Genomic DNA, 22,342 nt, shown 5'->3' on the forward strand with positions numbered 1-22,342 from the left:
CTATGCAGATCTTGAGGCGCAATCTGACGGCCTACGGGTTCTTGTGCGCGGCGCTGGCGTGTTTCACGGTGTTCGCCTGGTATCCGATGGTCAGGGAGTTCATTCTGAGCTTCCAGAAGACCGACCTGATCAACGAGCCGGTCTGGGTGGGCCTGGACAACTTCGTGACGGCGTTCGCGGACCCGGCCTTCGGTGAGGCGTGGCTGAACACGCTGGAGTTCACGTTCCTCGCACTGGTCTGCGGCTATGCCGTGCCGTTCGTCGTCGCGCTCGTGCTGAACGAGCTGCGCCACGCCCGGGCCTACCTGCGGTTCGTGGTCTACCTGCCGGTCATGCTGCCGCCGATCGTGGCGGTGCTGCTGTTCCGGTGGTTCTACGATCCGGGGCCCGGGCTGTTCAACCAGGTGCTCGACTTCTTCGGCCTGCCGCCGCTGGCCTGGCTGGACAGCTCCTCGACCGCGCTGATCTCCCTGGTCATCGTCTCGACCTGGATGAACATGGGCAGCGCGACGCTGATCTACCTGGCCGCGCTGCAGAACATCCCGCCGGAGCTGTACGAGGCGGCGGAGCTGGACGGGGCCGGCATCTGGAAGCGGATCAGGCACGTCACGATCCCGCAGACGCGGCTGATCCTGCTGCTCATGCTGATGTTGCAGATCGTGGCCACCATGCAGGTGTTCATCGAGCCGTACATGCTGACCGGCGGCGGCCCGGAGAACGCCACGGTCACGGTCGCGTACCTGATGTTCCAGAACGCGTTCACACTCCAGGACTACGGCTCGGCGGGCGCGCTCGGCATGATGCTGATGATCGTGCTGCTCGTGTTCGCCGCCTTCCAGCTCCGCCTGACCAGGGAGGACAAGGCGTGATCTCCGTCGGAGCCCAGGTGACGACCCGGGGCAAGCGGGGCAGGAAGCGGTCGCCGAGGCCGATCGAGGTGCAGTTCCGCACGATCGTCTCGCCGCACCAGCTCAACAGCAGGTGGGGCAGGCGCATCTACTGGTTCGTGCTGACAGCGGTGCTCGTGCTGTTCACGCTGGCGTTCGTCTTCCCGCTGTACTGGATGGTGACCGGCGCGCTGAAGACGCCGGACGAGCTGGCGCAGATGCCGCCGACGCTCATCCCGGCCGACCCGACGCCGGACGCCTTCTTCGAGGCGTGGGACCTGTTCGACATCGGCACGCTGCTGCTGAACACCGGCTACTACTCGCTGGGCGGCTGGATCGTCTGCATGGCCGTGGACGTGTCGGCGGCGTACGCGCTGTCGAAGCTGCGCCCCATGTTCGGCAACGTCATCCTCGGCATGATGCTGGCCACGCTGATGATCCCGGCGATGGTGGTGCTCATCCCGCTGTACGTGACGGTCGTGGACCTGGGCCTGCTGAACAACCCGTGGGCGCTGTGGCTGCCCGCGGCGGCCAACGGCTTCAACATCTTCCTGCTCAAGCGCTTCTTCGACTCGATCCCGCGTGAACTGATCGAGGCCGCGCAGATCGACGGGGCGGGCTCGGTGCGGATCCTGCGATCGGTGGTCCTGCCGATCTCCCGGCCCATCCTGGGCGTGGTGTCGATCTTCACGATCGTCACCTCGTTCAAGGACTTCGTCTGGCCGCTGCTCGTCATGACGGACAGCGACAGGATGACGATCAGCGTGGGCCTGTCGCAGACGGCCGGAGCCGTCACCCAGAACCAGGTCATGGGCGGCCTGCTGATCACCAGCATCCCCATGATCATCGTTTTCTTCATCTTCCAACGGCACATCATGGCGGGTCTCACCGCCGGAAGCATCAAGGGATAAGCGCATGTCGCAAACGTGGTGGCGGGGGGCCGCGATCTACCAGGTCTACCTGCGTAGTTTCGCCGACGGGAACGGCGACGGCGCCGGCGATCTCGCCGGCCTGCGCTCCCACCTGCCGTATCTGAAGGATCTGGGGATCGACGCCATCTGGCTCAACCCGTGGTACCCGTCGCCGATGGCCGACGGCGGCTACGACGTGGCCGACTACCGCGACATCGAGCCGGTCTTCGGAACGCTGGCGGAGGCCGAGCGCTTCATCGAGGAGGCGCACGAGCTCGGCATCAAGGTCATCATCGACGTCGTGCCGAACCACAGCTCTACCGAGAGCGCCTGGTTCAAGGAGGCCCTGGCGAACCCGGCGGCCCGCGACCGGTTCTGGTTCGCCGACGAGCCGCTCAACGACTGGCAGTCCATCTTCGGCGGCTCGGCCTGGACGCAGGTGCCCGACGGGCAGTGGTACCTGCACCTGTTCGACCCGGGGCAGCCGGACTTCAACTGGAACAACCCGGAGGTCCACCAGGAGTTCGAGGACGTCCTGCGCTTCTGGTTCGACCGGGGCGTGGACGGCGTGCGCATCGACTCCGCCGCGCTGCTGATCAAGTCCGACACCGCCTACGAAGACCTCGACGAGGTCCACGACGTCTACCGTCGGTGGCGCGAGGTGGCCGACGAGTACGACGAGCGCATCCTGATCGGGGAGGTCTGGCTCCCCGACCAGGAGCGTTTCGCCCGCTACCTGCGTCCCGACGAGTTGCACACGGCCTTCAACTTCGACTTCCTGTCCTGCGCCTGGGACCCCGCCGACCTGCGCAGGTCCATCGACCTGACGCTGGCCACGCACACCCCCATCGGCGCCCCGCCGACGTGGGTGCTCGCCAACCACGACGTGACCAGACCCGTCACCCGGTACGGCCGCGCCGACACCTCCTTCGCCCACGGCGGCGCCCTGCACGGCACCCCGACGGACCTGGAGCTGGGCTACCGCCGGGCCCGCGCCGCGGCGCTGCTGGCCATGGCGCTGCCCGGCTCCGTCTACGTCTACCAGGGCGAGGAGCTGGGCCTGCCGGAGGTCGAGGACCTGCCGGACGAGGTGCGCCAGGACCCGATGCACGCCCGCTCGGGCGGCACGAACCCGGGCCGCGACGGCTGCCGCATCCCGCTGCCGTGGTCGGGCGACGAGCCGCCGTTCGGCTTCGGCACGGGCCCAGGTGCGGCCACGCCGTGGCTGCCGCAGCCGGAGAGCTGGCGCAAGCTGACGGCCGAGGCCCAGCGCACCGACCTGGGGTCGATGCTGAACCTCTACCGTACGGCGCTGCGCATCCGGCGTGAGCTGCTCGGCGACGGCACGCTCACCTGGCTGCCCTCTGGGGAGAAGGTGCTGGCCTTCACCCGCGACTCGGGCCTGACCTGCGTCACCAACCTGGGCGCGGAGCCGGTGCCGCTGCCGGCGGGCGAGGTCCTGCTGGCCAGCGGGCCGCTCGTGGACGGGCTCCTGCCGTCCGACACGACGGCCTGGCTCTCCCCGCAAGGCTGACGATCCGGCCCACCCCTGCGCCTGCGGCTCCGGCCGCCGGCGCAGGGTCCCTGCGACTACCACCAGGTGGCGCCGCACCTCGTCCGCCGCCTCCTCGACCTACCGGGTCAGCGTCACCAGGTAACGCCGCACCCCGTCCGCCGCCTCCTCGAACACCGCGCCGAGCCGCTCGGCCAGCCGCTGCGAGGCCACATTCCCGTCGTCCGTCTCGATGAGGACCTCCTTCAGCCCGGCCCGCCGGCCCGCCGCGAGCACCGCCCGGGCGGCCTCGGCCGCCAGCCCGGCGCCCCAGTGCGCGGGGTCCAGGCTGTAGAGCAGCTCCACCCGCTCCTCGCCGCGCCGCCGCAGCCCGCACACCCCGATGAGCACGTCCTGGAGGAAGACCTGCCACAGCCCGTAACCGTGCCGCGCGAACCCGGCCTCGCTGTCGCGCAGCAGCGTCTGCGCCAGCCGGGGATCAACCTCCCTGTCGTCGAACAGGTAGCGCCTGACGCGCGGGTCGTTCCAGTGCCGGACGAGCACGCCGAGGTCGCGCAGCCCGGCGGGGCGCAACTCCAGCCGTTTCGTGGACATCGCCGTCATGCCTCCACAGAACACCTCCCCGGGCGCGCAGAGAAGAGGCGGTTACGATCACGGGATGGCACGCCTGCGCAGGACACCACCGGACGAGCTGGGTCCGGAGGCCCGCGCCCTCTACGACAGGATCACCTCGGGGCCGCGCGGCCGGTTCATGGTGGACGAGGGGGGCGGGCTCACCGGGCCCTTCAACGCGATGCTGCTCAGCCCGGCCCTCGGTGATCCGCTCCAGGAGCTGGGGGCCGCCGTCCGCTACCGCTCCACGCTCACCGACCGGGCCAGGGAGCTGGCGATCCTGGTCGTGGCCGGGCACCGGGACAGCGCGTTCGAGCGGGCCGCGCACGAGCCGATCGCGCGTGGGCTGGGCTTCACCGAGGAGCAGCTCGCGGCGTTGCGCGACGGCTCGCCGCTGGCGCTCGCCGACGCGGGGGAGGCGGCGGTGCTGCGGGTGGCGCGGGCGCTGGTGGCCGAGGGGGATCTGGACGAGGAGGAGTACGCGATGCTGGGGGAGCGGGAGTTGTTCGAGCTGACCACGCTGGTCGGCTACTACTCCACGCTCGCCCTCCAGCTCCGCGTATTCCGCGTGTGAGACGGGCTCGGGCGGGCCTATCGGGGCGCGCCGCCAGGAACGCCCGCAGGCCGGGCGCGCCGGGGTCCGTCCCGTACGCCCGCACCGCCGCCCGGCCGTCGAGACGCGTCGTCCGGAGCAGGCAGGCCAGGTCCCATTCCACGGGTGCGGCCATGCATTCCTCGAAGTCGTTCCAGAGCAGCCCGGCGGGCGTGGCGAGCAGGTTGCCGGGATGCGCGTCCCCGTGCACGGCCTGAACGCCGGCGGCCTCGTCCCGTACCTGGGCGGCGAGCGCCGCGTGCGCCTCCCGCAGCCGCGCCAGCTCCCCGGCCCCGATCAGCCCTGAACCCCTCTCGGACAGCAACTCAAGCAGCCGCACCGGCTCGTCCAGCACAGGACCCAGGAAGGGCAGCTCCCCGGGGAACCCGCGCAACACCGCGTGCAGCTCAGCCAGCATCCCCCCGGCCACGTCAGGCGTGACGACGTGACCGGGATCGTGCGGGACGTGCGCCCAGAACGACATCGCGACGCCGTCCCGCAGATGAGGCCCGGCGGGCAGCAGGTCGCTGGGCGGCGCCACCGGCGCGCCCGCGTCGCGCAGGTACGACACGACCGCCACCTCCCGCCCCAGCGCCCCGGCGGGGTCGGGCCGGCCGAGGGCGGTGGTGGTGGGCACCCGCGCCACGACGGGCGCGGGCCGCAGCAGGATGCGCAGGTTGAAGGAGTCGTTCAGCACCACCGGCTCCACCACCCGCACCCCGTGCTCCTCGGCGACGGCGACGGCGGCGGACACGGCGGCGCTGCGGGAGATCATGTCCCCTATTGTCTACAGGCGCTCCGCAGCCCGTAGAACCAGGACAGGTACTGGTCGTGGACGGCGCGGCCGGAGATTCGGAGGAAGGCGTCGTCGGCGTTCTCCAGGGCGGTGAAGTTGGCGCTGCCCGTGTAGACGCGCGGGGTGATGTCGTCGTCGTAGAAGCCGTCGATCATCATGATCTTGTTGTGCGTCACGACCTCCCGCGTCCCCACCGTGAACCGGCAGGGCGTGACCTGGATCGTGCGCCCGTTGACCGTCGTGGCGAGGATCGAGCGGACGGTGTCGTCGACGTTCTTGGCGTCCTGCGGGCGGTTGTCGTAGTAGACGATGTCCACCCAGCAGTTCTCGCCGCGCAGCCGGACCAGCTCGTTCGCGATCGCCTGCCGGTTCTTGTTGAACGCGGTCAGCGCCATGCGGATGTCGGTCTGCCGCGTCACCCCCGCCTCGTCCTGGTAGCTGCATTCGACGAGCCGCAGGACGGAGACGACGGGGTCGGGGTCGGTGGCCCGGCGGGGCAGGAACGTGGCCCGGTGCGCGGTGCCCGTCGCGGTGGTCCAGTAGTAGCCGGGGTTGACGGCCTTGCGCCGCCCGGCCTGCAGGTCGGCGAAGTAGGTGCGGTAGGCGGCGTAGACGGTGGCGTCGGTGAAGGTGTACGCGTCGTTGTAGGAGTTGTACAGGTACCAGTCGGACAGGTTCGAGGACGTCTGGAACACCACGTTCGCGTGGCTGACGCCGCCGGACACCACGCTGGAGAACAGCGCGAACTTGCTGTGCAGGTAGTTCCTGCCGATGCAGCCGCGATCGACCGCCGACTCGTCGGGATACTCGCAGCGGATCACCCACGAGCCGGCCGACTCGGCGGTGCCGAGCGCGGCGGCGAGGGTGGCGGTGACGGCGTCGTTGGCGCCGTTCTCCATGCTGTCGAGGATGACCTTGACCTGGACGCCGCGCCGGTGCGCGGCGACGAGCTGGTCGGCGATCTCGGTGGACCGCTGGCCGGGGGAGAACTGGTGGTTGACGAAGCGGATCTCGGCGCCCTGCGGGGTGGCCTTGATCAGGCGGATGAGCTGGTCCATGACGGCCGACTGCGCGGCGCTGGGGGTGCCGGGCACGCCGGAGTCGGCGGTGGGGTCGTTGAACACCGGCGCGTTGAGCACCGGCGGTCCCGTGACGTCCGCGCGGGCGGGGTCAGTGATCGTGAGGAGGCCGGTGACGACGCATAACGCCAGGAGGACTCGTCTCATGTGCGGTTCCCTTCGATGGGGGCAGCACCATGATTATTGGGCAACGGCCCTAGGCCGACTCCCTGATCACCAGCTCCGTGGGCAGGATGATCGGGTCGGTCGGCCCGCCCTCGAACAGGTTGAGCAGCAGCCCGACCATGGCCGCCGCCTGCTCGGCGATCGGGTGCCGCAGCGTCGTCAGCGGCGGCTCGGTGTACTTGGCCGCCTCGACGTCGTCGAACCCGACCACGGCCACGTCGTCGGGCACCCGCCGCCCGGCCTGCCGCAGCGACTGCAGCGCCCCGACCGCCATCATGTCGTTGGCCACGAACACGGCGTCGAGCGCCGGGTCGTCGCCGAGGAGCTGCCGCATCGCGATCGCGCCGGACTCGCGGGTGAAGTCGCCGACCGCCACGATGGAGCGGCGGTCGGAGTCGCGCAGCACGTTGCGGTAGCCGGCCAGGCGGTCCTGGCCGGCGATCATGTCCTGCGGCCCGGCGATGGTGGCGATCCTGCGCCGCCCGGTCTCCACCAGGTGCCGCACCCCGGCCTCCGCGCCGCCGACGTTGTCGTTGTCGACGAACGGGATGTCCACCGGGACGGCGGGACGCCCGTACGAGACGACCGGCACCCGCAGCCGGGACAGCGCGGCGGGCAGCGGGTCGGCGCCGTGCATGGACAGCAGCATCACCCCGTCGACGTGGCCGCCGGAGATGTAACGCTCCACCCTGGCGTGGCTCTTCGGCGAGGACGCCAGCATGAGCACGACCTGCTTGTTGATCGCCTCCAGCTCCACCGAGGCGGACCTGATCGCGGTGGAGAACAGCGGATCTTCGGAGAAGACCCTCGTCCCCGGCTCGCTGACGACCAGGGCCACCGAGTCGGTGCGTTGGGTGACCAGGCTGCGCGCGGCGGAGTTGGGCACGTAGCCCAATTCGTCGATCGCGCGCAGCACGGCGTCGCGGATGTGCGGCGCCACCGTCGTCTGCCCGTTGACCACGCGGGAGGCGGTGGCGCGCGAAACGCCCGCGCGGGCGGCGACCGCCTCAAGGGTCGGGCGTCTCATGTCTGCACCAGGAGGGAGAGCACGTCAAAGAATCTACAGGCCGTTCCTGACGATCACGTCCCGGTACCACAGCGCGCTGTCCTTGGGGACGCGCTCCAGGGTCGAGTAGTCGACGTGCACGATGCCGAAGCGCCGCCGGTAGCCCTCGGCCCACTCGAAGTTGTCGAGCAGCGACCACACCAGGTAGCCGCGCAGGTCGGCGCCCGCCTCGATGGCCCGGTGCACCTCGCGCAGGTGCCCGTCGAGGTAGGCGACCCGCTCGTCGTCGTGCACCCGGCCGTCGCGCACGACGTCGTCGAAGGCGGCGCCGTTCTCCGTGACCATGAGCCCGACCTGCGGGTAGTCCTGGGAGAGCCGGACGAGCAGCCGCGACAGCCCGTCCGGCACGATGGGCCAGCCCATCGCGGTCGTCGGCGCGTCGGCCGTGGCGAATTTGACGTCCTCCGAGCCCGGCCACGCGGCGTCGGCCGGCAGCCCCGGGCCCGACTCGACGACGCACGGGTTGTAGTAGTTGACGCCGACCAGGTCGATCGGGGCGTTGATCAGCTCCAGGTCGCCGTCCTGGATGTGCTCCGTGCCGCCGTTGCGGGCCGCCGCCGCCAGCACCTCCTCCGGGTACGTCCCGTAGACGGCCGGGTCGAGGAACTGCCGGGTCAGCAGCGCGTGTACGCGGTGCACCGCGGCCGCGTCCGCCTCGCTCGGCACCGCCGACGGGTCGTTGACCTGGGCGGGGGTGAGGACGGGGGAGGAGTTGACGACGAGCATGAGCTTGCGCGCGCCGGCGTCGCGCAGCCGCCTGGCCGCCAGGCCGTGGCCGAGCATCAGGTGGTGGGCGGAGCGCATGGCGTCGGCGGCGCGGCGGCGGCCGGGCGCGTGCACGCCGTTGCCGTAGCCGAGGAAGGCGGCCACCCAGGGCTCGTTGAGCGTGGCCCAGTTGTCGACGCGGTCGCCGAGCTTGGCGTGGACGGCTTCGGCGTAGTCGGCGAAGCGGTAGGCGGTGTCGCGGTTCGTCCAGCCGCCGCGGTCTTCGAGGGCTTGAGGAAGATCCCAGTGATAAAGCGTGACATATGGCGAAATTTCGGCGGCTAGTAGTTCATCTACGAGCTTGTCGTAGAACGCCAGGCCGCGCGGGTTGACCGGGCCCTCGCCGTCCGGCTGGATGCGCGGCCAGGCCACCGAGAACCGGTAGGCCGCCAGCCGCAGCTCGCGCATCAGCTCGATGTCGTCGCCGTAGCGGTGATAGTGGTCGCAGGCCACGTCGCCGGTGTCGCCGTCGGCCACGTTCCCGGGGGCGTGGGAGAAGGTGTCCCAGATCGACTGGCCCCGCCCGTCCTCCTTGACCGCCCCCTCGATCTGGTAGGAGGCCGTGGCGGCACCCCAGACGAAGTCCTCGGGAAAAATCATCCCTTAACAGCTCCTTGCATGATTCCGCCGATGATGTGTTTGCCGAACAGCGCGAAGACGGCGACGAGCGGCAGGGTCCCGATCGCCGTTCCGGCCAGGCCGAGCACGTAGTCGTTGACGTACCCGCTGGCCAGGGTCGAGAGCGCCACCTGGACGGTCGGATTGTCCGGGCTGAGCACGACCAGCGGCCAGAAGTAGTCGTTCCAGGCCGACATGAACGTCAGCATGCCCAGCACCGCCGCCGCCGGCCGCGCGGCGGGCAGCACGACGTGCCAGAACAGCCCCCACGTCGTGCAGCCGTCCACCCGGCCGGCCTCCAGCAGCTCGGTGGGCAGGGCGCGCGAGAGGTATTGCGTCATGAAGAACACGCCGAACGCGTTGACCAGCGCCGGCACGATCAGCGCGTAGTTGGTGCCGGTCCACTCCAGCTTCACCATGAGCATGTAGAGCGGGATGATGCCGAGCTGGGCGGGCACCATCATGGTCGCGACCGTGATCACCAGCATGATGTTCTTGCCCCTGAACCGCAGCTTGGCGAAGGCGAACCCGGCCAGCGTCGAGAAGAACATCACCGCGATCGAGATCGCCCCCGCCACCATGAACGAGTTGGCCAGCGCCAGCCCGAAGGGCACGGTGTCGAAGACCCGGGACACGTTGGCGAAGAAGTTGCCGCCGGGGATCAGCGGCGGCGGCACCTCGGCCAGCGCGGAGTTGTGCCTGGAGGCCACCACGATGCTGTAGTAGAGCGGGAAGGCCGAGAAGAAGGCCACCGCGGTCAGGGTCAGGTATCGCAGTCTCACACCAGACCTCCCTTCACCTTGCGGGTGATCAGGAAGTTGATCCCGGCGACGACCACCACGGCCACGAACATCAGCCACGACGCCGCCGAGGCGTAGCCGAAGTCGAACGTCGAGTTCGCGAAGCCCTGCTCGTAGACGAACAGCGCCAGCGTCTGGAACTGGCGGTCGGGGCCGCCTGTGGCGATGCCGCCACCGCCGCCGCTGCTCTGCCCGAACAGCATGGGCTCGGCGATGATCTGCATGGCGCCGATCGTGGAGACGATGACCACGAAGATGATCGTCGGCCGGATCATCGGGATGGTGATCTTGCGGAGCTGGGTGAAGCTGCCGGCGCCGTCGATGGTGGCGGCCTCGTACAGCTCGCGCGGGACGGCCTGCATCGCGGCCAGGAAGATCAGCGCGTTGTAGCCGGTCCAGCGCCACATGATCATCACCGACAGTGCGACGTGCGAGGTGGCCGTCCCCGCCGCCCAGTCGATGTGACCGACGCCGAACCAGGACAGCATCCAGTTGATCAGCCCGAAGTCCCGGCCGAAGAGCTGACTGAAGATCACCACGACCGCCACCACGCTGGTGACGTTCGGCAGCAGCAGCGCGATCCTGAACACCGTCTGGAAGCGCAGCCGCCGGTTGAGCAGGTGCGCCAGCCAGATGGCCAGCGCGAGCTGCGGCACCGTCGACAGCACGCCGATCGACAGGGTGTTGAAGGTGGCGTTCCAGAAGTAGGCGTCGGTGAGCAGCGTCGAGTAGTTGCCCAGGCCGACGAACTCCTGCGTGTCGGAGAGCAGCGTCCACTCGTGCAGGCTCACCCAGGCCGTGTAGACCAGCGGGAACAGCCCGAAGGCGCAGAACAGCAGGAAGAACGGGGCCACGTAGGCGTACGGCGACACCCTCAGGTCGAGGGTGTGCCGCACGCTGCGCCTACGCCGTCGCGTGACCGCGAGGGGAAGGGTGCTCATTTGATCTTCTTGACGTCCTCGAGCACCTGCGCCCACGCCTCCTCGGGCGTCTGCTTGCCCTGCTCGACGCGGCCGAGGCCGTTGCCGATGGCCGTACGCACGTCGGCCTCCTTGGGGCCGAGGTGCTGCGGCTTGAGCGCCTTGGCGGCGTCGGAGTAGATCTTGCCGATGGGGGCGTCGCCGAAGAACGGCTTGGTGAAGTTCTGGATCGACGGGTCGTCGTAGAGGGCCGGGATCGACGGGAAGGTGCCCTCCTCCTTGAAGACCTTGGCCTGGTTCTCCTTGGAGGTGAGGAAGTCGATCAGCTCGGCCGCCTCCTTCGGGTGCTTGCTCTGCTTGGGCACCATCAGGTGCGAGCCGCCGCTGTTGCCCGAGCCGCCGGGCACGTTGGCGATGTCCCACTTGCCGGCCGAGTCCTTGGCCTGCTCCTGGATGAAGCCGGTCATCCAGGCCGGGCAGATGATGGTGGCGAACGAGCCCTTGGCGAAGCCGGTGTTCCACGGCGGCGAGAAGGCGGCCAGCTTGGCGGTCAGGCCGTCGGCGGTGAGCTGGTTCGACAGGTCCCAGGCCTTCTTCACGTCGGGGTTGGACTCGACGATGATGTTGTCCTGGGCGTCGTACAGGCCGACGGGCGCCTGGTTGACCATGGCGCGGAAGATCTCACCGGGGGAGTCCACGAACTTGGCGCCGGCCACGTTCGCGGCGGCGAACTTCTTGCCCGTCTCGATGTACTGCTCCCAGGTGGGCCAGAGCGCCGAGACCTCCTCGCGGCCCTCGGGCAGCCCGGCCTTCTTGAACAGGTCCTTGCGGTAGCACATGGCCAGGCCGCCGACGTCGGTGCCGAGGCCGAGCACCTGGGCGCCGTCCTTGCTCAGGCCCTGCTGCCACTTCCAGTCGAGGTAGTCGGCCTGGCGCTTGTCGAGCCCGTACTGCTTGAGGTCGGCGAACTTGCCCGGCTGGGCGGTGAACGTGCTGATGTAGCCCACCTCGACCGCCGCGACGTCCCCCGCGCCGGCGTTCGTGGCCAGCCGCTTGACCAGGTTGCTGTGGTGGTCGTTGAACTGGGTGACGTTCTCGACGATCTCGATGTTCGGGTGGGTCTTCTTGTACTCCTCGTAGAGCGGTTTGAAGCCGAAGTCGCCGAACAGGTCGACGGTCAGCTTGATCTTCTCTCCGGGCTTGGCGCTCGACTCGGTGGCGGTGTCGCCGCCGCCTGCGCCGCCTCCGCCGCACGCCGTCGCCAGGGCGAGGACGGACGCGGTGAGCAACGGCAGGCCGAGCCGCCGGATGCGAGGGGCCATGGGAAACCCTCCTGGGTCTTGCTAAGGGGGATGGGTGAGAGAGCGCTCTCTCAAGAGAGTCTCGGTGCTCACATGCTGCTGTCAACCGAGGTTAAATAACGATCTGCGTTACCCGAGAGAGCGCGATCTCAGGAGATGCGCACCCCCCAGGAAGCCCGTCCGGAGGTTAGGTTAGGCTCCCCTAATTGAAATTAGGCATACCTAACTTGGAGTTGATGTGGCATCCCTCATCCGCGCCGGCCTGGCCGCCCTCCTGGCCGCGGTCAGCCTCGCCGCGTGCGGCTCCGGCGACGACCCCGCCGCCGGAACCTCCGCGCAGGCAGGACCGGCACGTACGGTGCAGCACGAGGCCGGCACGACCGAGGTGCCCGCCACCCCGAAGCGCATCGTGTCCACCAGCGTCACCATGACCGGCCACCTCCTCGCGCTCGGCGCCCCCGTCGTCTCCTCCCAGGCCACCCCTCCCGGCCCCATCACCGACGCCAACGGCTTCTTCAAGCAGTGGTCCGACGCCGCCACCAAGGCCGGCGTGACCGTGCTCTACCAGGGCTACGAGGCCGACATCGAGAAGGTCATCGCGGCCAAGCCCGACCTCATCGTCGGCAGCGCCTCCGGCGCCGACAGCACCGCCAAGGTCTACGACCAGCTCAAGGCCGTCGCGCCGACCATCCTGTTCCGCCACGACAACGTCACCTGGCAGGAGCTCAGCACCAAGCTCGGCCAGGCGCTCGGCCTGGAGGCGAACGCCGCCAAGCTCGTCGCCGACTACGACCAGCGCGTCACCGAGGTCAAGAACAAGATCAAGCTCCCCGCCGAGGACGCCGTCGTCCTGCGCGACAACAACACCGACATCCCCGTCTTCACCGAGGCCTCCGCCCAGGGCGGCCTGCTCACCGCGCTCGGCTTCAAGCTGCACCCGGTGGACGCCGCCCTGGCCGCCGAGTCCAGCAAGGAGGGCGGCGGACGCAAGGACATCGTGAACATCTCCCAGGAGAACGTCATCAAGGCGTTCGGCGACAGCTCCATCTTCTTCGCCGGCCACAGCCCCCAGCAGATCGCCGCCACCGAGGCCAAGGCCCTGTGGAAGGACCTGCCCGCCGTCACCGGCAAGCGCGTCTACGACCTGGGCCTCGACTCCTTCCGCATCGACTACTACAGCGCCACCAACATCCTCGGCCGCATCGAGCAGCAGTTCTCCTGATGCGTGACCTCCCGCCGCGGGTCCCCAGGCCCGCACCTCCGCCGACCCTGCCCGCCCCCACGCTCGACCTGGACGTCTCACCCCTGGTGACCGAGGTGGACGCCGGCCACCGGGCCGTGACGTTCTCGTGGCGCGGGCAGGCGGCGGAGGTGCGGGTGCTGGCCAACAAGCTGACCCACGACACCGACGCCGCCCTGATGGAGCGCACCGGCGACCTGTGGCACCGCACCTACCTGGTGCCCGCGGGCTGGCGCGCCTCCTACCGCCTGTCCGTGGACGGCGTCCTGACCACCGACCCGCGCAACCCGCGGGTCTGGCAGGGCTTCTCGGTCGCCGAAACCGTCCCGCCGTCGCCCTGGCTCACCCCCGGTGGCGAGCCGCGGCACGAGCTCACCCGCCACCCCATCGGCTGGCGGTACGACCCCGTACGGCCGCCGCGCGCCACCCTCGTCGTGCTGGACGGCGAGCACTGGGTGGACGACCTGCCCGTCATGCTCGACAACCTCATCTCGGCGGGGGCGCTGCCGCCGGTCACGGCCTGGCTCGTGGAGTCGGGGCCGGAGCGGGCGCGGCTCCTCACCTGCAACCCCGCCTTCGTGGACGCGCTGCCGTACGAGGGGGCCACCGTGATCGCGGGGCAGAGCTTCGGCGGGCTGGCGGCCGTGTACGCCGCCCATCGGCGGCCTGACCGGTTCGTGGCGGCGGTGTCGCAGTCGGGGTCGTTCTGGTGGCCCAACGGGCCCTCGCCGGAGTGGCTGACGGGGGAGCTGTCCGGGACCGCGCCTACCGTTCACCTTCAGGTTGGCACCGACGAGTGGGCTCTGGCGGGGCCGACGGCTCGGTTGCGGGAGCGGGTGGGGGAGATGAGCACGTTCCGGGAGTTTGGGGGCGGGCATGATCGCTACTGCTGGCGCAACGAGCTCGCCGACGGCCTCATCACGGCCTTCGCCACCCTGCCCCGCTGACGCCGCCCCACCCCCGCCAGGGCGCCCTGCCCGCCGGCGGTGCACGGCGTGTTGACGGCGCCGCGCCGCGCCCGGGGCGTCCTGCTCGCGAGTGGTGCTCGGCTGATGGCGCCGCGCCGCGCCCGGGGCGCCCTGCCCGTTAGCGGCGCCACTCCCGGTACAGCAGCCAGGCCAGGTACAGGCCGCCGAGCCCCCCGGTCAGCACCCCCACGGGAAGCTGGCCGGGCGTCGGCAGGCGTTGCGCCACCAGGTCGGCCGCCGCCAGCAGCAGCGCCCCCATGGCGGCCGACGACCCGATCCCCGGCCCCGGCGCCCGGGTGACCCGCTTGGCGAGCTGCGGCGCCGCCAGCGCCACGAACCCGACCGGCCCCGCGCTCGACACCGCCACCCCCGACAGCCCGACCGCGACCAGCAGCAGCACCAGCCGCAGCCGCTCGACCCGCAACCCCAGCGCCCCCGCCGCCGCGTCCCCCATCTCCATCAGCGCGGCCGACCGGCCCAGCCCGAGCGCGACGGGCAACCCCACGACGACGGCCAGCGCCACGGGCCACACCCGGTCCCAGCTCGCCCCCGCCAGGCTGCCGATCAGCCACACCTTGGCCCCCTGCGACTCGTACAGGTCGGCCCGGGTCAGCAGGTACGCGATGAGCGAGTGCAGCATCGCCGTCACCCCCACCCCGACCAGCACCAGCCGGGTCCCCTTGACTCCCCGCCTGAACGACAGCGCGTACACCACCAGGCCCGCCGCCAGCCCGCAGGCCAGCGCCCCCAGCGAGACCCCCTGTCCCGTCTCCGAGCCCAGGACGAGGATCATCAGCACGGCCCCGGCGGCGGCGCCCGCGTTGACGCCGATGACGTCCGGGCTGCCCAGGGGGTTGCGTGACAGGCTCTGCACGACCGCCCCGCCGACGCCCAGCGCCGCCCCGACGAACAGGGCCAGCAGCACCCGGGGCGCTCGCAGGGTGTAGACGATCATCTCGGTGGCGGCGTCGCCGTACCCGAGGAGCGTCCGTAGCGCGTCGCCCGCGGACAGGGCCGAGCCGGTGCTGAGCGCGACCAGGGCCAGCGCGGCGCTCGCCGCCAGCAGGCACACCAGCACCACGCAGGCCCGCACGTGCACGCGCAGGGTCATCCCGGAGATCCGCACCGTCCTCACGCCGCCACCGCCTTGCCCGGTCCCGCCGTCCGCAAGGTCCTCACGCCTGCCGCCGCCTTGCTCAGCCTGGTGATTCGCAGCAGCCTCACGCCGCCACCGCCTTACGTCGCCGCAGCAGGTAGATGAAGATCGGCCCGCCCACGAACGCGGTGACGATCCCGCTCTCCAGCTCCCCAGGCCGCACCACCACCCGCCCCACCACGTCGGCGGCCAGCAGCAGCGCGGGCGCGAGCACGGCCGAGTAGGCCAGCACCCAGCGATGGTCGGGCCCGGTGAAGGCCCGTACGGCGTGCGGTGCCATCAGCCCGATTAACCCGATCGGCCCGGCCGCCGCCGTGGCCGCCCCGCACAACAGCGTGATCGCCACCCCGGCGAGCAGCCGGGTGCGCCCCAGCCGCACCCCCAGGGCCTGCCCCGTCTGCTCGCCGAGCGCGATCACGTTCAGCCCGCGCCCGAGCCCCAGCGCCAGCACGGCTCCCACCACCACGAACGGCGTCACCTGGAGCACCACGTCGAGGGAGCGTCCGGCCAGCGCCCCGACGTCCCAGAACCGCCACTGGTCGAAGACGCCGGAGTCCAGCGCCAGCACCCCGTTGATCGCGGCGACCAGCGAGGCGCTGACGGCGGCTCCGGCGAGCACGAGGCGGGTGGGGTGCTGGTTGCCGAGGGCGTACACGGCCACGGCCGCCACCAGCGCCCCCGCCATGGAGAACCACACCCAGGTGGTCATGTCGTGCGCGCCGAAGAACAGGATGGAGCAGACGACGGCCAGGGAGGCGCCCGAGTTCACGCCGAGCAGCCCGGGGTCGGCGAGCGGGTTGCGGGTCAGGCCCTGCATGAGCGCTCCGGCCAGGCCCAGCGACAGGCCGACGCAGAGGCCGAGGAGGGTGCGGGGCAGGCGCAGGTCGTAGATCACGGCGGCGGTCTCGCCGCCGTCAGGGTGCCAGAACTGCTGCCACACCTCGCTGATGGGTATCGCCTGCGCGCCGACGGCCAGGCTCAACGCCGCCATGGCCACCAGCACCGCCAGGGACAGCCCGAGTCCCGTCCACCGCATGCAACCTCTCCTCGTTAGGCAAGGCTTACCTTAGCGGTGCAGGGTTCAGGTGGTCAGGGCGCGTCCGGCCATGCGGGCGTACATGCGGCCGGGGCTCGGGGCCGCGGTCAGGAAGCCCGGCAGCATCGGCAGGTTCACGGCGAAGGGGTCGAGCCGCTCGTACAGCTCGTCGGCGTCGGCGGGCCGGTCGTCCGGCTTCTTCTCCAGCAGTTGCGCCAGCAGCGCGCTCAGCGCGTCCGGCAGCCCGGGGATCAGCGGCGGGCGCTCCTTGACCTGCTGCTCGAAGACCACGTAGTCGGTCGGCCCGGTGAAGAGCTGCCGTCCGCTCAGCATCTCGTGCAGGACGCACCCGAGCGAGTACAGGTCGCTGCGGGGCTCGGCGACGCCGTGCTGGATCTGCTCGGGAGCCATGTACGCCGGAGTGCCCAGGATCTGGCCGATCCGCGTGAACGTCGTGACGTCCGACTCCCGCAGCATGGCCAGCCCGAAGTCCAGCACCTTCACGCTGCCGTCGGGGCAGAGCATGAGGTTGGTCGGCTTGAGGTCGCGATGGCAGATCGCCAGGCTGTGCGCCGCCGACAGCACCGCGCACGCCTGCGCCGCGATCGCCGCCGCCCACGGCACCGGCAGCGGGCCGTGCTCGTGCACCACGTCGGCGACGGTGACGCCCTCGATGAACTGCATCACCTGGTAGAGGCGCTGCTCGTGGGTGCCGAAGTCGTACAGGACGGGAGCGCCCGGGTGCTCCAGCCTGGCCAGGATGCGCGCCTCCCTGATGAACCGGCGCTCCAGCTCGTGATCGGGCCCGCTGGGCAGCCGCAGCAGCTTCACCGCGACCCGGCGGTCGAGGTGGCGGTCGTGGCCCGCGTAGACCGCCCCCATGCCGCCCTGCCCCAGCGGGAGGTCGTCGAGTACATAGCGGTCACCGATGACCATCAACGCCCCTCCCGCAGCCTTTCGGGGAAAAACTACACCGTCAGGACTGCGGGTGCAGGTGCCCGTCGGCGAGGCCGTCGAGGCCCAGCCGGATCAGGGTCTGCCCCAGCGTCGAGGTCTCACGGATGGCGTCCTCCAGCACGGCCAGTTGCCTGAACGCCTCGCCGTACGCGCGCTGCTCCTTCAGCGACAGCCGCGGCAGGCGGGTGCGCCGCACGTCGAACCTGCTGGAGCCGGTCGTCACCCGGCCGCCCGCGGCCCGCAGGAAGCCGGCCAGGAAGTCGGGGTCGAGCCGGCGCGAGTCGACCCGGTACAGGGTCAGGTGGGGCCCCAGCACGGCTCCGCCGCCGTCCTCCACGACCCGGACGGCCGAGTAGGAGGCCACCACGTCGCCCGGCTGGACCGGCACGAGCCCCTGCTGCATGGTCGTCAGGCCGGACGGCGCGCCGCCGCTCAGCACGTCATCGGAGGTCAGGACCGGCACGTCGCCGCCGTCGGCGGACATCTTGGGCGGCGCCTGCGACGTCGTCACCAGGCCCTCCTTGATCAGGTCGCCGAGCGTGGTGGCGGGCTGGTCGAGCGGCTGCTCCAGCACCTTCAGGTCGGGCGGCACGGCCGCCGCCGACAGGAAGCGGTCGCGCGCCTCGGCGAACTCCCGGCCCACGTCGTCGCGCCGCTGGTGCCGGGCCGGGGTCATGTCGACCTCGTCGGCCAGCAGGTCGATGATGCGTACGGTCTGGTCGGAACGGTCCTCCAGGTACGCCTGCCAGGCCGGCTCGACGATCGACAGGTCGCTCGTGGCGTCCAGGATGAGCACCTCGGACGGCGGCCGCTCACCGGCGGCCGGGCGGCGCAGCAGCCACAGGTCGCTGCCGGGCAGCGCGACGACAGCGCGCAGGGCGCCGGCGCGCAGCAGGTTGGCGCGGATGCGGCGGCCCGCCTTGCGGCTGGCGGCGGCGGGCGGCATGAGGATGGCGACCAGGCCGCGCGGCTTGACGTGGGTGAGGCAGTGCTGCACCCAGGCCAGCTCGGGCTCGCCTCGCGGCGGCAGGCCGTACTCCCAGCGCGGGTCGCCGGTCAGCTCCTCGTAGCCCCAGGCCCGCTCGTTGAACGGCGGATCGCACACGACGGCGTCGGCCCGCTCGCCCGCGAAGCCGTCGTGCCGCATGGTGTCGCCGGCCACGATGCTGGCCTCGACGCCGCGCAGCAGCAGCCGGGAGGCGGTGATGGCGGCCGCGGTCTCGCTCAGCTCCTGGCCGAGCACGCGTACCGGGGCGAACCCGCCCGGGTCGGCGCCGCGTTCCTCTCCTTGCGTCCGGGCCGCGTGGACGCGTTCCTCTCCTTGCGTCCGGGCCGCGTGGACGCGTTCCTCTCCTTGCGTCCGGGCCGCGTGGACGCGTTCCTCTCCTTGCGTCCGGGCCGCGTGGACGCGTTCCTCTCCCTGCGCCCGCGCCGCGCGGAGTGGGGCGAGCAGCAGGGTGCCGACGCCGCAGGCCGGGTCGAGTACGGTGCCGCCGCCGGCGCCCACCAGCCGCACCATCAGCGCGGCGACGTCCTCCCGGGTGACCGAGAGCTGGCGCGAGTGGGCTTCGAGGTAGCGCTCGCAGAGGAACTCGTACGCGGCCGACGCGCCGTGCTGCTCACCCAGCTCGCGGACGAGACCGGCCAGCTCGCCGTCCAGCTCACTCGCGGTGTCCGCGCTGGTCAGCAGGGCTCCGGCCTGGGCGACCAGCTCGCCCAGCCGCAAATCGCCCGCGGCTTTCAGGCGTTGCCAGACCCGATCTCCCAGCGATACCTGGTAGGACTTCCCATAGCGCCGCAGCCACGACTCGACCTGCCGCAGCGAGAAGAGGGGCTGGTTGGCGGTACCGCCAACGGGCTGGGGGAAGTCGTCGTGGCGACGGCGCCAGTTGCTCACCGCGGCACGCCCGACACCTGCGAGCCGGGCGATGTCCCCGGCGTTCACGGTCGGGTCGTGGCTCATGGAGCCCACAGTAGTTCACAAGAGTCTTCAGCGCATCTGCTTGTGAAGTCTTTCAACCAATGATTTACTGCAGGGTATGAAGCACAACATCCGCTATGCCGCCGGATCAGACGTGGGCCGCCGCAGGGAGCAGAACGAGGATTCTGGCTACGCGAGCGGCCGGTTGCTCGTGGTGGCTGACGGGATGGGTGGACACGCGGCCGGCGAGCTGGCGAGCTCGGCGGCGATCGCCGTCATGCGCGAGCTGGATGCCACGCTTCCCGAGACGGGCTCCGACCTGGAGGCGGCGCTGGAAGGCGCCGTGCACGAGGCGGCTCGCAGGCTGGTCGAGCTGGCCGACATCGACCCCGCCCGCAGAGGCATGGGGACCACGGTGACCGCCATGCTGTGGGATGGCTACCACTTCGCCCTGGCTCATCTCGGTGACTCCCGCGGATACTTGCTTCGTGATGGCGCGCTCTACCAGATGACCAAGGATCACACACTTGTGCAGTCGATGGTGGACGAAGGCCGGATAACGGAGGATCAAGCCGCCGTGCACCCCCGCCGCTCGATGGTGCTGCGGGTGCTGGGCAGCGAGGGCAGGGCGGAGCCCGACATGGCGCTGCGCGAAGCCGAGCCCGATGATCGCTACCTCCTCTGCTCCGACGGGCTCACGACCGTGCTCGGGCCCGAGATGCTGCACGAAGTGCTGACCACGGTGACAGACCCGGCGGCATGCGTCCAGCGGCTCATCGACCTGGCGAACGAGGGCGGCTCGCCGGACAACGTGACCGTCATCGTGGCCGACGTCGTCGCGCCCGGACTCGGCGACGAGGGCGTCTACCGCGTGGGCGCCGGCGCCTAACGGCAGTAGTAGTCAGCCCCGCCCGTCACAGGAGTCACGTAGCTACCATTTCTCCTCGCAACCAGACACTTTCCGGGTAGATACGCGCGAATTCGCGATGGCGCTACTACAGTCCATCGTGATTTGTCGGTTTTCTGGGAGGAGTCACCCTGGACCCGATCGCGGATGAGCTGCTGAAGACGGTGCGGCAGGAACTCGGCTACAAGGAGAAGAGCGGCCAGTTCACCAAGTTCGGCCAGTGGTACGCGGATCGCGTCCAAGACACCCAGTACCGCGACGCGCCATGGTGCGACATGTTCCTCGCCTGGGCCGCGAACAAGTCCGGCCTCTCCGACTACGTCGGCGAGTTCGCCTGGACGCCCTCCCACGCGGCCTGGTTCATCCAGCAGAACGCCTGGAGCAGACAGCCGGAGCCGGGAGCGCTGGTCTTCTTCGACTGGCGCGGCGGCAAGAGCTACAAGGGCATCGACCACGTCGGCGTCGTGGAGCGGGTCGAGGGCACGAAGATCCACACCATCGAGGCGAACGTCGACCGGGTGTGGCTCAAACGCAAGACCAGGGAGACGGACAAGGTCGTCGGGTACGGCCTGCCGCGCATGGTCAAGGAGAACGTGGAGCGGCTGGACGAGATCCGCGCCACCGAGCGGCCGATCGTGGCGCCGCCGCGCGCCGGGACGGAGCACGGGTCGCCGCTGGACGTCCTGGGCACGCCGCCCGCGCTGCTGGCCGCGATGGTGCTCATGACGATCGTGCTCTCCTTACGCGTCACCGGGCGCCGCCGGGGCACCCATCGGCGGCTGGCGTGGCTGCCTTGGCGCGGCGAGCGCACCGGCCCTCCGGCCGGGCCCAGGGTGCCGTCGCCCCGCAACCCGTTCGCGGACGCGGCCGAGCAGGAGCCCAAGCCGCGTGCCGCCGCCGGGAAGGCCCGTGTGCCGGCGGGGGCCGGTCCCGCCTCCTCGAAGCCGCACCCCACCCCCAAGAGGCGCAAACCCTACGACCCGAGCTGATGCTCACGCCGTCAGGTCGATGACCACCTTGACGTCGTTCTCGGCGGGCTGGAACGCCTCCAGCGCGCTCGACAGCGGAACCCGCCGCGTGATCAGCCGCTCCAGCCACCCCCGATCCGCCGCCGCCAGCGCCGCCGCGGCGTCGCGGAAGTGGCGCAGGTTGGCGTTGACGGTGCCGAAGATGACGTCGTTCTCCAGGACCACGTCCCGGTTGATGACCCCCGCGTCCACCCGGTGCGTACGCCCGCCCGGCGCGAGCCCGCACAGGCACACGATCCCCGTCGCCGCCGTGGTGATCATGGAGTCGATGACGAGCTGCCCCGCCCCCGTGCACTCGATGATGATGTCCGGCTTGGCGTCGGCGAACGACTCCAGGGACGAGCCCGAGTGATAGGTCCCGCCCAGCGCCTCGACCAGGTCCGACTTGAAGCCGCGCGGCGCGCGGTCGAGCACGTGCACCTCCATGCCGCGCTGCCGCCCCAGCAGCGCCGCCAGCAGCCCGATCGGCCCGGCCCCCGTGACCAGCAGCGTGTGCGGCTCGAACCAGGCCCGCGAGCCGATCCGCTCGATCTGCTCCCAGCCCTTGGCGACCACGGACGCGGGCTCGACCAGCACGCCGACGTCGGCCAGCGCCGGGTCGAGCCGCACCGCGTAGGCGGCCTCGACGGTCCACTTCTGGCTGCCGTACCCGTCGATCTCCTTGATGCCCCGCTCGGTGTACCGGCCGTTGCGGCACATGTCGAACTCGCCGTGCTTGCAGGCCCCGCACGGCTCCGGGTCGGGCCGGCGGACCACCCCCACCACCAGGTCACCTGGTGAGAACGCGGAGCCGTCCGGCGACTCCAGCACCCGGCCGAGCGACTCGTGGCCGATGACCATGCGGTCCTTGCCTGGCGGCGGCCACCCGTACTCGGCCTCGTCCAGCTCCCGATCGGTCCCGCAGATCCCCAGGGCGAGTCCCTCGACCAGCAACTCGCCCCGCTGTGGTTCAGGGTCCGGTAGTTCTTCCACGTCGAGCGTGCCCTTCTCCCCCGGCACGAACGTCAGCGCGCGCATCGGCGTCACCCCCCTGCACACCCCTCTACCCCGACGCTCTTGGGAAATAGTAGGACGTCCTAGTATCTTCGGAAGGAGAGGCCTCCA

At 70.7% G+C, this 22,342-nt stretch carries 20 protein-coding genes and 1 pseudogene; 8 read left to right on the forward strand and 13 right to left on the reverse strand.

Going from position 1 to position 22,342, the window contains the following annotated elements; all coding sequences use genetic code 11:
• The first annotated feature begins 2 nt into the window (after positions 1-2).
• The 3 genes from ABD331_RS07115 to ABD331_RS07125 are packed head-to-tail and all read left to right on the forward strand — an operon-like array spanning position 3 to position 3,332.
• Complete coding sequence (locus tag ABD331_RS07115; protein WP_344471789.1) at positions 3-869, forward strand: carbohydrate ABC transporter permease; 867 nt, start codon at positions 3-5, stop codon at positions 867-869.
• The gene (locus ABD331_RS07120) at positions 866-1,798 is read left to right on the forward strand and encodes a carbohydrate ABC transporter permease (protein ID WP_344471791.1); all 933 of its coding nucleotides are present in this window, start codon (positions 866-868) and stop codon (positions 1,796-1,798) included. Before ABD331_RS07115 ends, ABD331_RS07120 begins: the two co-directional genes overlap by 4 nt.
• Positions 1,799-1,802: 4 nt before the next feature.
• Positions 1,803-3,332 (forward strand): glycoside hydrolase family 13 protein, encoded by a 1,530-nt coding sequence (locus tag ABD331_RS07125; RefSeq protein WP_344471793.1) that lies wholly within the window; start codon positions 1,803-1,805, stop codon positions 3,330-3,332.
• 99 nt (positions 3,333-3,431) lie between these two features.
• Here the strand turns inward: ABD331_RS07125 and ABD331_RS07130 are convergent, their stop codons facing one another.
• Positions 3,432-3,905: a GNAT family N-acetyltransferase gene (locus ABD331_RS07130; RefSeq protein ID WP_344471795.1), complete on the reverse strand. Its 474-nt coding sequence runs from the start codon at positions 3,903-3,905 to the stop codon at positions 3,432-3,434.
• A 64-nt stretch (positions 3,906-3,969) separates the two neighbouring features.
• Between ABD331_RS07130 and ABD331_RS07135 the strand changes: the two genes are divergently transcribed.
• A complete protein-coding gene (locus ABD331_RS07135; protein WP_344471797.1) occupies positions 3,970-4,497 on the forward strand; it encodes a carboxymuconolactone decarboxylase family protein in 528 nt (175 codons plus the stop codon).
• Positions 4,498-4,609: 112 nt separating this feature from the next.
• Here ABD331_RS07135 and ABD331_RS60900 read toward each other — a convergent pair.
• The 7 genes and pseudogenes from ABD331_RS60900 to ABD331_RS07165 form a co-directional block, all read right to left on the reverse strand.
• Positions 4,610-5,290: pseudogene (locus ABD331_RS60900) on the reverse strand (phosphotransferase); the annotation flags it as partial.
• Between the two features lie 5 nt (positions 5,291-5,295).
• A complete protein-coding gene (locus tag ABD331_RS07140) occupies positions 5,296-6,537 on the reverse strand; it encodes a phospholipase D-like domain-containing protein (RefSeq protein ID WP_344471799.1) in 1,242 nt (413 codons plus the stop codon).
• A 49-nt stretch (positions 6,538-6,586) separates the two neighbouring features.
• Positions 6,587-7,582, reverse strand: a complete 996-nt coding sequence (locus ABD331_RS07145) for a LacI family DNA-binding transcriptional regulator (RefSeq protein WP_344471801.1) — start codon at positions 7,580-7,582, stop codon at positions 6,587-6,589.
• A gap of 33 nt (positions 7,583-7,615) precedes the next feature.
• Entirely contained in the window at positions 7,616-8,986 is a 1,371-nt protein-coding gene (locus ABD331_RS07150; protein ID WP_344471803.1) for a GH1 family beta-glucosidase, read from the reverse strand.
• A complete protein-coding gene (locus ABD331_RS07155; RefSeq protein ID WP_344471805.1) occupies positions 8,983-9,786 on the reverse strand; it encodes a carbohydrate ABC transporter permease in 804 nt (267 codons plus the stop codon). The genes ABD331_RS07150 and ABD331_RS07155 overlap by 4 nt, the downstream gene beginning before the upstream one ends.
• Positions 9,783-10,745, reverse strand: a complete 963-nt coding sequence (locus ABD331_RS07160; protein ID WP_344471807.1) for a carbohydrate ABC transporter permease — start codon at positions 10,743-10,745, stop codon at positions 9,783-9,785. Before ABD331_RS07160 ends, ABD331_RS07155 begins: the two co-directional genes overlap by 4 nt.
• On the reverse strand, positions 10,742-12,046 hold the full coding sequence (locus ABD331_RS07165; protein WP_344471809.1) for an ABC transporter substrate-binding protein: 1,305 nt from the start codon (positions 12,044-12,046) through the stop codon (positions 10,742-10,744). Before ABD331_RS07165 ends, ABD331_RS07160 begins: the two co-directional genes overlap by 4 nt.
• 217 nt (positions 12,047-12,263) lie before the next feature.
• Between ABD331_RS07165 and fepB the strand changes: the two genes are divergently transcribed.
• The gene (fepB, locus tag ABD331_RS07170) at positions 12,264-13,247 is read left to right on the forward strand and encodes a Fe2+-enterobactin ABC transporter substrate-binding protein (RefSeq protein WP_344471811.1); all 984 of its coding nucleotides are present in this window, start codon (positions 12,264-12,266) and stop codon (positions 13,245-13,247) included.
• On the forward strand, positions 13,247-14,212 hold the full coding sequence (locus ABD331_RS07175) for an alpha/beta hydrolase-fold protein (RefSeq protein ID WP_344471813.1): 966 nt from the start codon (positions 13,247-13,249) through the stop codon (positions 14,210-14,212). The genes fepB and ABD331_RS07175 overlap by 1 nt, the downstream gene beginning before the upstream one ends.
• 139 nt (positions 14,213-14,351) lie before the next feature.
• Here the strand turns inward: ABD331_RS07175 and ABD331_RS07180 are convergent, their stop codons facing one another.
• From ABD331_RS07180 to ABD331_RS07195, 4 genes are all read right to left on the reverse strand, one after another.
• Entirely contained in the window at positions 14,352-15,368 is a 1,017-nt protein-coding gene (locus ABD331_RS07180) for a FecCD family ABC transporter permease (protein WP_344471815.1), read from the reverse strand.
• An 85-nt stretch (positions 15,369-15,453) separates the two neighbouring features.
• A complete protein-coding gene (locus ABD331_RS07185) occupies positions 15,454-16,425 on the reverse strand; it encodes a FecCD family ABC transporter permease (RefSeq protein ID WP_344471817.1) in 972 nt (323 codons plus the stop codon).
• Positions 16,426-16,470: 45 nt separating this feature from the next.
• Complete coding sequence (locus ABD331_RS07190; RefSeq protein WP_344471820.1) at positions 16,471-17,361, reverse strand: serine/threonine-protein kinase; 891 nt, start codon at positions 17,359-17,361, stop codon at positions 16,471-16,473.
• Positions 17,362-17,401: 40 nt separating this feature from the next.
• On the reverse strand, positions 17,402-19,345 hold the full coding sequence (locus tag ABD331_RS07195; RefSeq protein WP_344471822.1) for an N-6 DNA methylase: 1,944 nt from the start codon (positions 19,343-19,345) through the stop codon (positions 17,402-17,404).
• 76 nt (positions 19,346-19,421) lie between these two features.
• On the opposite strand from ABD331_RS07195, the gene ABD331_RS07200 reads away from it, so the two are divergent.
• Both ABD331_RS07200 and ABD331_RS07205 read left to right on the forward strand, forming a co-directional pair.
• A complete protein-coding gene (locus ABD331_RS07200; protein ID WP_344471824.1) occupies positions 19,422-20,192 on the forward strand; it encodes a PP2C family protein-serine/threonine phosphatase in 771 nt (256 codons plus the stop codon).
• Positions 20,193-20,374: 182 nt separating this feature from the next.
• Entirely contained in the window at positions 20,375-21,199 is an 825-nt protein-coding gene (locus tag ABD331_RS07205) for a CHAP domain-containing protein (protein WP_344471826.1), read from the forward strand.
• A 3-nt stretch (positions 21,200-21,202) separates the two neighbouring features.
• On the opposite strand, the gene ABD331_RS07210 is transcribed toward ABD331_RS07205, so the two are convergent.
• Positions 21,203-22,255, reverse strand: coding sequence for a glucose 1-dehydrogenase (locus ABD331_RS07210; RefSeq protein WP_344471828.1), 1,053 nt, complete (start codon positions 22,253-22,255; stop codon positions 21,203-21,205).
• Between the last annotated feature and the right edge of the window lie 87 nt (positions 22,256-22,342).

The organism is Nonomuraea monospora (assembly GCF_039531895.1).
Classification (GTDB): domain Bacteria; phylum Actinomycetota; class Actinomycetes; order Streptosporangiales; family Streptosporangiaceae; genus Nonomuraea; species Nonomuraea monospora.

Excerpts from the sequence above, each read along its gene's own strand:
- ABD331_RS07115 (WP_344471789.1), top strand. The coding sequence starts at position 3 with ATGCAGATCTTGAGGCGCAATCTGACGGCCTACGGGTTCTTGTGCGCG.
- ABD331_RS07125 (WP_344471793.1), top strand. The coding sequence starts at position 1,803 with ATGTCGCAAACGTGGTGGCGGGGGGCCGCGATCTACCAGGTCTACCTG.
- ABD331_RS07130 (WP_344471795.1), bottom strand. The coding sequence starts at position 3,905 with ATGTCCACGAAACGGCTGGAGTTGCGCCCCGCCGGGCTGCGCGACCTC.
- ABD331_RS07135 (WP_344471797.1), top strand. The coding sequence starts at position 3,970 with ATGGCACGCCTGCGCAGGACACCACCGGACGAGCTGGGTCCGGAGGCC.
- ABD331_RS07140 (WP_344471799.1), bottom strand. The coding sequence starts at position 6,537 with ATGAGACGAGTCCTCCTGGCGTTATGCGTCGTCACCGGCCTCCTCACG.
- ABD331_RS07145 (WP_344471801.1), bottom strand. The coding sequence starts at position 7,582 with ATGAGACGCCCGACCCTTGAGGCGGTCGCCGCCCGCGCGGGCGTTTCG.
- ABD331_RS07150 (WP_344471803.1), bottom strand. The coding sequence starts at position 8,986 with ATGATTTTTCCCGAGGACTTCGTCTGGGGTGCCGCCACGGCCTCCTAC.
- ABD331_RS07160 (WP_344471807.1), bottom strand. The coding sequence starts at position 10,745 with ATGAGCACCCTTCCCCTCGCGGTCACGCGACGGCGTAGGCGCAGCGTG.
- ABD331_RS07165 (WP_344471809.1), bottom strand. The coding sequence starts at position 12,046 with ATGGCCCCTCGCATCCGGCGGCTCGGCCTGCCGTTGCTCACCGCGTCC.
- ABD331_RS07175 (WP_344471813.1), top strand. The coding sequence starts at position 13,247 with ATGCGTGACCTCCCGCCGCGGGTCCCCAGGCCCGCACCTCCGCCGACC.
- ABD331_RS07185 (WP_344471817.1), bottom strand. The coding sequence starts at position 16,425 with ATGCGGTGGACGGGACTCGGGCTGTCCCTGGCGGTGCTGGTGGCCATG.
- ABD331_RS07190 (WP_344471820.1), bottom strand. The coding sequence starts at position 17,361 with ATGGTCATCGGTGACCGCTATGTACTCGACGACCTCCCGCTGGGGCAG.
- ABD331_RS07195 (WP_344471822.1), bottom strand. The coding sequence starts at position 19,345 with ATGAGCCACGACCCGACCGTGAACGCCGGGGACATCGCCCGGCTCGCA.
- ABD331_RS07200 (WP_344471824.1), top strand. The coding sequence starts at position 19,422 with ATGAAGCACAACATCCGCTATGCCGCCGGATCAGACGTGGGCCGCCGC.
- ABD331_RS07210 (WP_344471828.1), bottom strand. The coding sequence starts at position 22,255 with ATGCGCGCGCTGACGTTCGTGCCGGGGGAGAAGGGCACGCTCGACGTG.